The sequence below is a fragment of the Pseudomonas sp. D3-10 genome (assembly GCF_051132175.1).
Lineage (GTDB): Bacteria > Pseudomonadota > Gammaproteobacteria > Pseudomonadales > Pseudomonadaceae > Aquipseudomonas.
The window spans coordinates 119,531-130,132 of the sequence record NZ_CP071669.1 but is presented as its reverse complement, the minus strand read 5'-3'; the positions used below and the strand labels follow the sequence as shown (position 1 = coordinate 130,132).

13 protein-coding genes are annotated in these 10,602 nt (G+C 55.7%); 10 read left to right on the top strand and 3 right to left on the bottom strand.

Translation table 11 applies throughout. The annotated features are described in order from the left end of the window. The first annotated feature begins 8 nt into the window (after positions 1 to 8). From J3P90_RS26900 to J3P90_RS26865, 8 genes are all read left to right on the top strand, one after another. Complete coding sequence (locus J3P90_RS26900) at positions 9 to 470, top strand: hypothetical protein (RefSeq protein ID WP_434676662.1); 462 nt, start codon at positions 9 to 11, stop codon at positions 468 to 470. 275 nt (positions 471 to 745) lie between these two features. Further along, positions 746 to 994: a hypothetical protein gene (locus J3P90_RS26895; RefSeq protein WP_434676661.1), complete on the top strand. Its 249-nt coding sequence runs from the start codon at positions 746 to 748 to the stop codon at positions 992 to 994. Between the two features lie 30 nt (positions 995 to 1,024). Continuing rightward, positions 1,025 to 1,552 carry a hypothetical protein gene (locus tag J3P90_RS26890; RefSeq protein ID WP_434676660.1) on the top strand — a complete coding sequence of 176 codons (528 nt, stop codon included), beginning with the start codon at positions 1,025 to 1,027 and terminating at the stop codon, positions 1,550 to 1,552. Then, positions 1,549 to 1,767, top strand: a complete 219-nt coding sequence (locus J3P90_RS26885; RefSeq protein WP_434676659.1) for a hypothetical protein — start codon at positions 1,549 to 1,551, stop codon at positions 1,765 to 1,767. Before J3P90_RS26890 ends, J3P90_RS26885 begins: the two co-directional genes overlap by 4 nt. 89 nt (positions 1,768 to 1,856) lie before the next feature. Then, positions 1,857 to 2,156 carry a hypothetical protein gene (locus J3P90_RS26880; RefSeq protein WP_434676658.1) on the top strand — a complete coding sequence of 100 codons (300 nt, stop codon included), beginning with the start codon at positions 1,857 to 1,859 and terminating at the stop codon, positions 2,154 to 2,156. Between the two features lie 432 nt (positions 2,157 to 2,588). Continuing rightward, the gene (blaOXA, locus tag J3P90_RS26875) at positions 2,589 to 3,422 is read left to right on the top strand and encodes a class D beta-lactamase (RefSeq protein WP_434676657.1); all 834 of its coding nucleotides are present in this window, start codon (positions 2,589 to 2,591) and stop codon (positions 3,420 to 3,422) included. A 108-nt stretch (positions 3,423 to 3,530) separates the two neighbouring features. Beyond that, positions 3,531 to 3,902 (top strand): hypothetical protein, encoded by a 372-nt coding sequence (locus J3P90_RS26870; RefSeq protein ID WP_434676656.1) that lies wholly within the window; start codon positions 3,531 to 3,533, stop codon positions 3,900 to 3,902. A gap of 373 nt (positions 3,903 to 4,275) precedes the next feature. Further along, on the top strand, positions 4,276 to 6,216 hold the full coding sequence (locus J3P90_RS26865) for a helicase (protein ID WP_434676655.1): 1,941 nt from the start codon (positions 4,276 to 4,278) through the stop codon (positions 6,214 to 6,216). On the opposite strand, the gene J3P90_RS26860 is transcribed toward J3P90_RS26865, so the two are convergent. Then, positions 6,137 to 7,084 (bottom strand): hypothetical protein, encoded by a 948-nt coding sequence (locus J3P90_RS26860; protein ID WP_434676654.1) that lies wholly within the window; start codon positions 7,082 to 7,084, stop codon positions 6,137 to 6,139. The genes J3P90_RS26865 and J3P90_RS26860 overlap by 80 nt on opposite strands. Before the next feature lie 221 nt (positions 7,085 to 7,305). Between J3P90_RS26860 and J3P90_RS26855 the strand changes: the two genes are divergently transcribed. Continuing rightward, positions 7,306 to 7,842 (top strand): hypothetical protein, encoded by a 537-nt coding sequence (locus J3P90_RS26855; protein WP_434676653.1) that lies wholly within the window; start codon positions 7,306 to 7,308, stop codon positions 7,840 to 7,842. 34 nt (positions 7,843 to 7,876) lie between these two features. Next, entirely contained in the window at positions 7,877 to 8,341 is a 465-nt protein-coding gene (locus tag J3P90_RS26850) for a hypothetical protein (RefSeq protein WP_434676746.1), read from the top strand. 39 nt (positions 8,342 to 8,380) lie between these two features. Here the strand turns inward: J3P90_RS26850 and J3P90_RS26845 are convergent, their stop codons facing one another. Next, positions 8,381 to 8,638, bottom strand: a complete 258-nt coding sequence (locus J3P90_RS26845; RefSeq protein WP_434676652.1) for a hypothetical protein — start codon at positions 8,636 to 8,638, stop codon at positions 8,381 to 8,383. A gap of 69 nt (positions 8,639 to 8,707) precedes the next feature. Beyond that, entirely contained in the window at positions 8,708 to 10,483 is a 1,776-nt protein-coding gene (locus J3P90_RS26840; RefSeq protein ID WP_434676651.1) for a phosphoadenosine phosphosulfate reductase family protein, read from the bottom strand. Between the last annotated feature and the right edge of the window lie 119 nt (positions 10,484 to 10,602).

Genomic DNA, 10,602 nt, shown 5'->3' with positions numbered 1-10,602 from the left:
AACCAACGATGTTTGTTAAAAAAGCACTAAGTGTTGTGGCGCTGTACGTCATTGCTCAGTCTGCTTGGGCGTCCGACTCCTGGACGCTGACGGCCAATGGCAAGGACCCGTCGTCGGACGCCGATGCAACCACAACTGAGTATGTTGTTGAAAGCAGCATCTCGAAAATCCGGGGTAATTACCGAACAGCTTTCGTAAAGACAGTGTTCACGCCGACGGTTCCCCTTATGCCGGGCAGATCCGTAGCGTTCACGATCGCCGAGGTGATGGTGGGATGTAATGATTTCACCTGGGGCACGACCAACAGAATGGATTTCGACGAACATATGGTTCCGGTGATGAGCGAGATTGGCGAGTTCGACAAGTCCAAATCCATCTGGACCCTCAAAAATATGGGGGCTTTGGATAGCTCGGCTACCACATTCAAGACCGCCAGATTCATATGTTCGGCGAGCGTTCGCGAATACTAGGAAAACGCACCAGGTACACACAAGCCCCGGACTAAAACCGGGGCGAAGTCAAAGAAGGGGTACGGTTTTCGTGCCACTGAACAAGGAACCCATATGGTCAGCTTCATGCCAGGTCGCAAGTACAAGTTCATCTTCAGTGATGGAAGAAAAATCGTCCTTCGGTTCGATGGTTTCGGTCCCCACATGCGGCAAATCTGGATTGAGCCTGAATCGGGCTCTGAGGTGAATCCGCTTCCACCATACGTAAGCGTCGAGCCTGCCTAGGAAATCGAGCCATGACCACATATTCACCTGCCCATGGCTGCCCGAAGTGCGGTGGCCAGTCCGGCTACAGCTTTACCATGACTGAACGTCACGCCATGGGCGGCGCTTGGGGTGGTTTGGCGTCATCCGGCGACAATGGCGACCATCGCTACAGCTTGGTGTCGTGCGAAGACTGCGGGCAAAGATTCCAACTGGCGACCCTGAACAACCTTGGCGCAATTCCAGGATCGGAAGGCGCATGCGTGCAGCGTTTCGACTAACCCAAACTGTTGACGGAAAAAGGGCGCCTTATGAGTGCACTGAGCAGCTACAAGGGCCATATTCATTTGATGCGGCAGATTCACGAAGCTACCTATTACATCGGGAAAGCAGAAGAGCTTGGCCATCCTCGGCTCTTGAGTTCTTACCCTCAGATTCTGGAGTTCTTAGGGCACTTCAAAAGCGCGCTCAATTCGTACGCGAAATGTTTCGTTAGAGCTGCGGACGGTCGGATTCGGCTTGAAGCTTCTTCAGTCTTCAGATCTGAAGATATAGCTCTCAAGAAGCACAGCATGATCATGGACTTGCGCCATAACTACGTGGCGCACAATGGCGAAAACGAGTTTGAGTCAGCGACAGTTCATGAGACGGAATCTCCAGAGGAGCTTGTGCTTCATCTGCAGTACGGAATCTCCTTTCCTTTTGATCGCCTTTATGAGCTGCGCGAGCTGATCCGGCTGGTTGAGCTTCACATTGTCGATCGTCAAAAGGTCCATCTATCCGCGATCGAACGTGAAGTCGGCAAGCCGGTGCGAGTTATCGAAGGAAGCCGTCAATGAGTACCAGCAAGAAGGTCAAGATGACCGCCGCGCAGCGTGCGTGGTTCAAGGAGTTTGAAGCATCTACAGGTGGTGATGCGCTCGGCCTGGAAGACTTCGAAGCAGGTTTAACGAGCTTCGCCGAAGCAGCCCAGCACAGCTTGGCTTGCTACCGGCAGGAAGCCCACGATACGGCTTGTCGCCTTGAGCGAGAGCTGAACCCCCTGATCGTGTAGGAAAGGATCGCTGCACATCATCGGCCCTTGATTGGGCCTTTGGCAGTACCAGGCGCCGTTCTCGCGTCCGCATAACAGGTAGCAATCACATGAACATCGAGACAACTGAAAAGGCCGTCCCAACTATGTCAGAACGGCTTACAGGTAAGGCTTGGCTGTACATCATTGCAGCTATGGGTGCTGGCATGCTCTTGGGCATGACGCTGATCAGCCTCCCCTTGCAGGCACAGATTAACGTTTTGCAGGAAAATGCAGACGGTTGGAAGAAGCTAGCGCTTGACTACCAGGTTCAGTCAGAACAGAACGAAAAATATGCGGCTCGGTGGCAAGAAAATGCGAATAAGGCCTCAGCCGCTTCCCAGCAATGTATGGATCTGATTAACCGTTAGGCTCACTAAACATTCTTCAGTTGAAGGAAAACAGCCGATGCTTGAGCGCGATATTGCAGTGAAGTTGCCGGTCATTGATGGCCCTTGCAAGGGGCAGCGGATGGCTCGCCCAGGCTCGCAGTTCACTTTTGAGGTGAGCAGCGCAGCAAGCAAAACTAAGACCCATGTGACTTACTGCCTACGTCGGCACCGGTTGCTTGGTCTGGTATGGGCCTTGCCCACTAAAAAAACCGTGAACAAGTAGAAAATGGTTAGTACTGACAAGCGCGACGCAAAGGACAAGCTACCATGGTTGAGAACCAAAAGGATGAGCGATGATTGCTATGTTATGGATGGTCCGTCAGGGTTATTTTGGTCGTCCGCGCCTGCGCAATTATTCACATCATCGCGATGAGCACCCACTGTCTTCCAATTAATACCATAGGAATAAATATGAACCCTCTTCGACTCGCAGGTCGGCTAGTTGCCGTCTTCGGTTTCGCGTGGGCATGCGCAAGCCACGCCCAACCACGCGAAGCAGAGCTGAGCGGCTCGAATTTCCACCGCCTGTTCGCTACGCACGACGTTCAAGGTACTTTTGTGCTTTTCGACCCTCAGCAGAACAAGTGGCTGTATCACGATGAAGCTCGAGCCAAGAAGCAGTACCTGCCCGCGTCGACATTCAAGATACCCAACAGCCTGATCGCGATCGAAACTCAAGTTGCAAGCGGCCCCAACTTCGCGCTTGACTGGAATAGCGATAAGAACCCGCGCCTGCCCTGGTGGCCAGACACTTGGGCAAAGAAGAGCACCCTTCATACGGCTCTGCAGCACTCCGTGGTGTGGTATTACCAAGAAATTGCCCGTCGAGTCGGTCACGAACGCATGCAGTCGTATGTGGAACAGTTTAGATATGGAAATCGCACTATCTCTGGAGGGATCGATCAATTCTGGCTGACTGGCGGTCTTCGAATTTCAGCTAAGGAGCAAATCGATTTTCTCGAGCGCTTTTACATGGGGAAACTAGGTGCATCGGAAGCATCCACCATGACGGTCAAGAACATGCTAGTCCTTGAAGAGACTCCGCAGTACCGTCTTAGCGGTAAGTCAGGCTGGGCGGGGCTTGGTGAAACAGGCCAACCGCAAATTGGCTGGCTAGTAGGCTATCTCGAGCGCGATGAAGACGTGTACTTCTATGCGATGAACATCGATATTAAGAAGGGTGAAGACGCGGCAAAGCGTATGGCCATCACCAAAGAAGCATTCATAAGCCTGGCGCTGATGTAACCCCAAAACATCACGGAAATGTCGCTGTATGACCTAGCCCGACGCTGTACGGACTAAGCCCGTAAGTGAGGGGTACTTTCCGCTCTCCAGGATCAAGCAGGAAAAATCATGACTACAGACCGCACTCTTTTTGAAGGCTTTCACGCCGATCCCCGCTTTGCCGACCTTCGCAAATTCCGGTCGCAATTGCAGCCAGCTATGCGTGTTTTGCGCGACAACGTCACCGGCTTTAAGCAGGGAACAACAACGCTCCGGCCCGAAAAGGTTCTTGCCCTGCGCGAGTACGTCTTGCAGATGTTGCAGCTTCAGCACGCCATGACAGAGGCGTGTAAAACCATGCCTCCCGAGTTTGAACCCGTCAAAGCGCGCATCCTAGAGGACTTCGACACGGAGGAACCTAAGGCCTATCTCAAGCAGGTCAATGGCTGGTTACGATTGATCGAGAGTTCTGCTCCCGACACGACTCCACCCAACGGTTAACGTTAACAATGCCGAGAGCACTTTGCGGCAGCTGAAGCACAAGTACCCGGTGCTCAAGGATCGGAACATCGTGAATCTGACGGCAAAGAGCGGTTTTACTCCTTGGCCGAGTTCTGATGCCACTGACAATGGTAAAGGGCTCTGTACGTTCTGAAACCGGTACCGGTGACAGTCACTGAACCCGGCGCCTACTGATCCAAGTTCAAGGAGTTCCTCTGGGATTCCTGAGGATGCCAGGTGTTACCAGCTCAACTGGTATAGGCGGTGAGACAGTGTGATCTCAGGCTGGCCTGGCATACACTTGATAGCTGAGCCCCCTGCCGGCGCTAGCGCTGGTGGTGGTCGACGATGTGCATTCCATCGAGAAGAAAGCGTGACCGACCCGGTTCTTTACATCCCACTACTGGCTTCACAGGCCGATACCTTGGTTGATCCGCTTGGTTCTGCCCGTGTCCTGCTGGGGCAATGGGACGTGGCCCAAGTGGCGTCGGTGGCTGTCATCCAGAATTTAACTGCCCTGGACGGAAAGCCGAAAAGCGAAATGCTCGTTGAGAAGGCCCTGGCAGAGTTGATCTCAGTCGGAACAGAACTGAGCCAAACGCATCCACCTGGTACGTTTTCTAGCCTGATTGCCGGCCGATTTAAACGAGAGCTGTTTGAGCGAGGGCTGGCGCTTATGCCTCGGCTGCGGCTGCGCTTTCTGGATGAGGAGGCGCTTGACGCGAAGCAATTCCTGAGTGGTGGCCACTGGGACTTCAACTTCTGTGCGGCGCACACCAAAAAGCTCAACCCGCTCAAGCATTCGTTCGAGACCCCATCGGGGAAAACAATTTCTCTGTCGAATCAGCAGAGCCGGACGTTTCGCGTTATCCACGCCGAACCCGATGAAAGCATCCATATCCAGGGCCTGGCTGGTACCGGCAAAACCCACATGATCGAACGCTTGGTGGACTCGCTTTCATCATGTCGGCCACTCGTGCTGGCTTTCACCGCGGTGCAGCTCCAGGCCCTGATGCAGCGAATCGGAGCCGCGAACGTAAGAGGAATGACGTTCGGAGATCTTGCCAACCATGTGCTTGAGCGAAGTTTCGGTTACTACAGGCCTGGCAAACGGGCATCCGCTCGGCACCAGGTTACCCCGGAAGATATCGCTTCCCGGTTAGGCTTAGGGTCGATCGGTAGGCTCAGCCCTGCCCAAGTAGCCACGGCCTGCGCGAGAATGGTTGCCTCTTTTTGCAACAGCACTGACCTTGCCTTATCAGAGCAGCACATCCCCAAAGGGCTTACCCTCGATGTCGTAGATCGCTTGGTGCTTGTAGGGTATGCCCAAAGGCTGTGGGACCAGACCATAGAACCTACCGATCAGCGCCTTCAGCTCCCGCTTCGCGGCTATCACCGAATCAAGCACATGACCCTTCTTCACGAGGCGGTCATAGGCCTGGAGTTCACCCACATCATTGTCGACGAAGCGCACGACCTGAGCTGGCCACTCTCTGTATTTCTCGACCGCTGTAGCCAACCCGTGATTACCCTGGGTGACGCATGCCAGCGCCTGGATGGGAGCTACTACCAACGTGCCAGCACACTCCGCAAGCACGAGATCACCCACTCCATTCGCGCCGGCCGGCAGATCGAGGGAGTCATAAACCCCCTCATCGACAAACACCCGATACTGAAATTGGCTTCGCTCGAGGGCAACAACGGCATTGAGACAAAGGTTATCTACTACGACAAGCCAGAGGTTCCCATTGGGGCCGTGACGATACTGGTTGATTCCGAGTGGGGATTATTCGAGTGGTTTCAGCGCTTGGGGAGCGCTGGCGCGACCTTCAGCTTGCTACCTGGAGCAATCAACACTTTCCGCCGGTTCATTCTCGATTGCATTGGCCTGTTCCATGATCAGGTACGGCCAACCCACAGCGCGCTCTTCAGGTACACCCACTGGGATGATCTCCGGGCGGACATGGGCAGCAAAAATAGTAGCTTTCAGCGCATCGACCGGATGCTCAGTAAGGGGTATAGCTCATCAGAGTTCGAAGCATCGTTACTCAACCTCGATGCGTCAGGGACAGCCCCGCTACAGCTCGGCCGGGTCATGGACGCACGCAATTCCGAGATCGACGCCGTGATGCTTGCGCCAGACTTGCTCAGTCAAGTTGGGCCTGGTGACCGCGTTGCCGCGAGCAGGGCTTTTGCAGCCCTTTACACCGGGGGATCGAGAGCCCGTCACAAGCTCATCGTTCCCGGTTATCTCCGGGACTGGGCGTCTGATATGTCCACGGCGGCAAAAGCTCAGATAACCCCATCTTCATGATGGTGGGCTCCATGAAACAGTGCTGTCTCGAAGGCAGCGGCCAACAACAATTGAATGGCGTTGCTGCAACGTCCTCCTTGGCTAGAGAGAAAAGATCACCCTGGTCATCGGCATAGCACAGCGCGGCATGGAGCGCAGGGAGCGTGTCGGCGAAGCGTGTCACGCTAGTACCGTCGAAGGAATTAGCACTGGCGGCAGCGCACATCCCGATCCGTCGAGCGCTGTTGACCCGGCCAACGTGGTAGTAGCAGTTGCGGCGTCGAGAAAGGACACCCCAGGCAGCCATGGTTTGCAGCTTCCAAGGGGTGCTCCCTCCCAAAAAGATCCCTACGGATGGGCTCAAGAACTCACGCACATCGTCTGGCTCCATTCCATCCTGCACAGCAATGAGCAACCTTTGAGGGAATCCCTTTAGCCGATCCAGCCAGCGCAGGCTGAAATCCAGCGACTCCATCCCACCTGCCACGATGTCAGGTAGGACAACCCAGTCAGCGTCTTCGCCAAGTAGATCCACGGCATGGCCGAAAGCACGCTCATCGAACGGCGTGCCCTGCTGGAAAGCGCTCCACGCTCCGTTGTCCAAGGCGTAATGCTCGAACCCTTCAGTGCGCAGAACCCCGGCCGCAGAAACGAGTAAGCGCCAACCCGCCCCGCGCATTGCTGCGAGGTTGCGGCGTGTGCCCGTTCGGCTTGCATACGAGACCATTGGCGGAGGGATGTAGCCAAGCCGCTCCTCAATATCCAACTCCATGTCGGCTGACCCGTCCATGCAGTAGTAATCGGCATAGGCTGCTAGCGCTTGGGCGTTGCCTTGACGATGGCCATCGCGGTAAGCCTGAAGCCAAGCGGGGAGGCGGTTGAGTTCCATGCTGGTGGTTCCTGGTAGGAGGTGGCCACCGTCTCATTTCCTACCGAAATCCCAACGGCCTCCGGCGCAATGCCTGATAGGGCCAGATACAAGCACTCCAGACAGAAATGATCTCCCTGAGTAGGAAGAGCGTTTTCTGACCGTTTTACGGCCTGAATACGGCCTTGCTGGCGCTGACAGCGTGGAATAATCGCTCGAAATCAGCGATCAAGGTTCTCCAAATGAATGATCTGTCGAAAGCCATCCTGGGGCTGGGGATTATGCCCCTCGCGTTGCTGGGACCACTTGCTTTGTTACCTGGTGTAGAGGCTCCCAGCCAGGGAACCTGGATAGTCACCGGCACACTCGCTGCTGCTGGCGCTCTCGGGGCCTGGTTTGTTGAGTGGACGGAGCGGAAAGTGGTGGCGAATCGCGTCGTCATCGACTTGAAGCCGAATCAAGTGATCGTCGACGGAGTGCCGATCGACTACCAATTTTCCTCCATGACTCATTTCTTCAGGAGCCGCGATGCGCTTGCCGAGGCTGTTGGTATCGCCGTCAACGAGGCCATGCTCAAACAGGAGAAATTCCTTGTCGCACGAAAATCGGCACTCATCAGGATCTGGCCGGGGAGCTTTCAGGTGACCGACTTCGAGCTGGAGGCGCTGTCCGCTGCCATCACGGCCGAGTTCATTTCACCGTCGTTTGAGCTGATGGAGCAACCGATGGCTGCCCAGGATCACCGCAACCTTTCCAGTGCTTCGACAGCGGAACGCTGAGCACACAACGCTTTCCGGACAGAGGAATCAAACAATGGCCATCAACGAAGAAATTCAGGCGGTACTCAGTAACCCCGGTACCAGTGACTGGCTGAGGTGCAGTTTGGAGAAGGCGATCCACCGCGATTGCGTGGATGCGGCCAATGACGCCGAGCTGCTGCACGACCTGCTGGCTCGCCGATGCGATGAAGCCTTGAATGCCGACTCAGCGTTTCCTCAACTCGAACTGACAATAATCCAGTCAGCCACTAACCGCTTTGAGGCAGTGATGTCCTACTTTGAAAAGATCAAGGACGGAACGGCTGATCAAGATGACGGGGAGCAGTTCAACCGTGATTACGCGGCCCTGATCGCGGTTCTCGAGCTTGGCAGCCTCCGTGACAGCGGAATGAGTCTGGCCGGGCGCGCCATCCTAAGGAAGCTGGAGGAAGATTCCAGCGCTGCATATCGCGCACGTGTTAGCGCTGTCCAAATAACTTTCGAGCGCATTCAATCCTGATGGCGTACTGCTGGCGCTGTAGAACGAAGCAGCCAGCCATTAGGGCAAGGGCAAGCGCATACGTTCGTGATACATGACCAGTTTCAAGAGGTGCAGGGCCACTAGATCACCGCCCACCTGGTCGCGCCAAGATTGGTGGACGGTCTTATAGAGCTTGTCGACCTCTGCCAGCACACGCCGATATCGAGCTACTTCGAGAGCCAGACGGCGAATATCGGGTTCTTCATGCGCCGACCAAATGCGCCGCAACTCGTCGAGCGTCACGGGCTCGAATGGCGGCAGTTCCGAAGAGGGCATAGCACGCCTCACTGTATGTAAAAACAGTATAGTCGCACAGGATTATGGTTGTTGCTTACACGGCTCTCATCAGAACAGATCGATCTGACCCAGTGAGTTACCACCCAGGCGGGCTATCAGCGCAGCGCGGTCATGCAGGATGGGCTGAAGATCGCTTCTGAAAATCTGATTGGACATCCGCATCATCCGATCCCAGTCGCCATGGTCGCCCTTGTAGATCGCGATGGTTCCCAACCCCAACAGGTAATGCAGCCCCGCAGTCGAAGACTGGTCGAAGGTCACGCGGGACAGGGCGTTATCCAGCTCGAAGTCCACGAATAGCTCTGCACCTTCGCGATCGATCTCGAATCCGCTGCTGGTCACCACATCCATGACCACCATGCCACTGCGTGTTGTGGTCAGGAACTCAGCATCGGCAGCAGCATGGGAAATACTGCGCAGGCCGTTGAACATTCCCTGGTACTCATCATCACAGAACGGCACCTCGACCTCGGGGTATCGCAGATCTGCCTCGGTGTACTTTGGCAGCGCCGCGATATCTGGGATCTCATAGCGAACACCTTGCTCGTAGACCTCCAGGAACACCCTCATTGCGGTAAACGGTTTCTGGTATCCATACCGACCCCAAAGCGCCTCGACCGCCAGCAGTTGCTGGATATCCAGAAGCGTGAAGCGGGGCTTGATACCGGCTTGCTGGGCAGCGTCAAACTCGTCGAGCTGGATCGTGAGCATGATTCCCAGCAGCTCTTTAGTGAATGCCGGCGAGTAGGAATTCGGAGCGATTTTTATCGTCCCCGTTTCCTTATCAATCGTGCGCGCCAGCCAGCATCGAGCGCTTGGATCGAAGTGGCGGGCCTTGATGTAGTTCCGCAAGTCGTTCAAGGGCTTGAGCCAGTCGTACTCGCCGCCTTCTTTGGCAATCATGCTCTCGGCCGACGAGTCTCGGGAGACGCGGGTACATGACCAGCAGCCTGTACGATGGCCACACGCTGGGCGTTCGGATTGTTTCCCGGCCAGGTAGACGTTCACCATGCAGTCACCGCCATTCATGTCGCGATAGATCTCAACCAGCTGGTTGAAGCGGTCGTAGCACTCAATCCGACCGGCTATCACCTCACCGATGTAGCTGAACACGTCCATGGTGGTCATTTCAGCGATTGGGCTGAGTACCCAGTCGTGCCCGCCAGCGCCGGCGGCGAGATTCACCGCCTCAAAGGCGCTCTCGCCGCGCTCAGACATTTTCCGCTCGCGCTGCACCGATTCATCGAACCGGGTACCGATCAGCGAAACGATATCGTCGTCAGTACACTTGCGGCCGAGGCGAGCCGCGACATCCCGGAGAATTGCCTTCTTCACTCGTTTCAGGGGATCTGCTTTGGTCATTTGCTGGCATTTGGCGTTGGAGCCAACGCTGGCGATAATGCGCCCGCCGACCAAGCTCACCAGGTAGTCATTGCTCAGGCCCGGCTTTGCTACCCACACCTTCATCTCGATGCCGGCGACCTTCGCATAGGCCTGCATTTGCTGCATCTGGCTCTGGTTGTAGCAGTGGATCACCGGGTTTTCCATGCGGGTGTCGGAGTGCATGACGTTCAAGGTTGGCACCGCGAAACCTTCGGTGGCCAGTTCGCGAATTGCAGTGAACGCGATGTTCAGCGTAACGCTTGAGTCTTTGCCGCCACTCCACGCCACAACAGGCTGCTTGCCGGCCCGCACGACGCGCTTCACAGCGTCGACCGCCCCGGCAATCTTCTCGGTCAGGGTCTTCTCAGGCCCGCGAACAAGATTGGCAGGCATCTCCTGGACGCCAGCGGAAGAGAACAGATCGACATCGAACAACTGCATGACAAGCTCCGCGCTTGAATCCAGCTCCTCACTGGAGCTGATGGATTCAAGGTACGGCAGGCATCGGAAATCCCAAGGAACGCGGACAGCTATCGTTCAAGGGGAAACCAGGGAGGAAT

Bases quoted from the DNA above. Each gene is read 5' to 3' on its own strand.
- J3P90_RS26900 (WP_434676662.1), top strand. From the start codon at position 9: ATGTTTGTTAAAAAAGCACTAAGTGTTGTGGCGCTGTACGTCATTGCT.
- J3P90_RS26895 (WP_434676661.1), top strand. From the start codon at position 746: ATGACCACATATTCACCTGCCCATGGCTGCCCGAAGTGCGGTGGCCAG.
- J3P90_RS26890 (WP_434676660.1), top strand. From the start codon at position 1,025: ATGAGTGCACTGAGCAGCTACAAGGGCCATATTCATTTGATGCGGCAG.
- J3P90_RS26885 (WP_434676659.1), top strand. From the start codon at position 1,549: ATGAGTACCAGCAAGAAGGTCAAGATGACCGCCGCGCAGCGTGCGTGG.
- J3P90_RS26880 (WP_434676658.1), top strand. From the start codon at position 1,857: ATGAACATCGAGACAACTGAAAAGGCCGTCCCAACTATGTCAGAACGG.
- blaOXA (WP_434676657.1), top strand. From the start codon at position 2,589: ATGAACCCTCTTCGACTCGCAGGTCGGCTAGTTGCCGTCTTCGGTTTC.
- J3P90_RS26870 (WP_434676656.1), top strand. From the start codon at position 3,531: ATGACTACAGACCGCACTCTTTTTGAAGGCTTTCACGCCGATCCCCGC.
- J3P90_RS26860 (WP_434676654.1), bottom strand. From the start codon at position 7,084: ATGGAACTCAACCGCCTCCCCGCTTGGCTTCAGGCTTACCGCGATGGC.
- J3P90_RS26855 (WP_434676653.1), top strand. From the start codon at position 7,306: ATGAATGATCTGTCGAAAGCCATCCTGGGGCTGGGGATTATGCCCCTC.
- J3P90_RS26850 (WP_434676746.1), top strand. From the start codon at position 7,877: ATGGCCATCAACGAAGAAATTCAGGCGGTACTCAGTAACCCCGGTACC.
- J3P90_RS26845 (WP_434676652.1), bottom strand. From the start codon at position 8,638: ATGCCCTCTTCGGAACTGCCGCCATTCGAGCCCGTGACGCTCGACGAG.
- J3P90_RS26840 (WP_434676651.1), bottom strand. From the start codon at position 10,483: ATGCAGTTGTTCGATGTCGATCTGTTCTCTTCCGCTGGCGTCCAGGAG.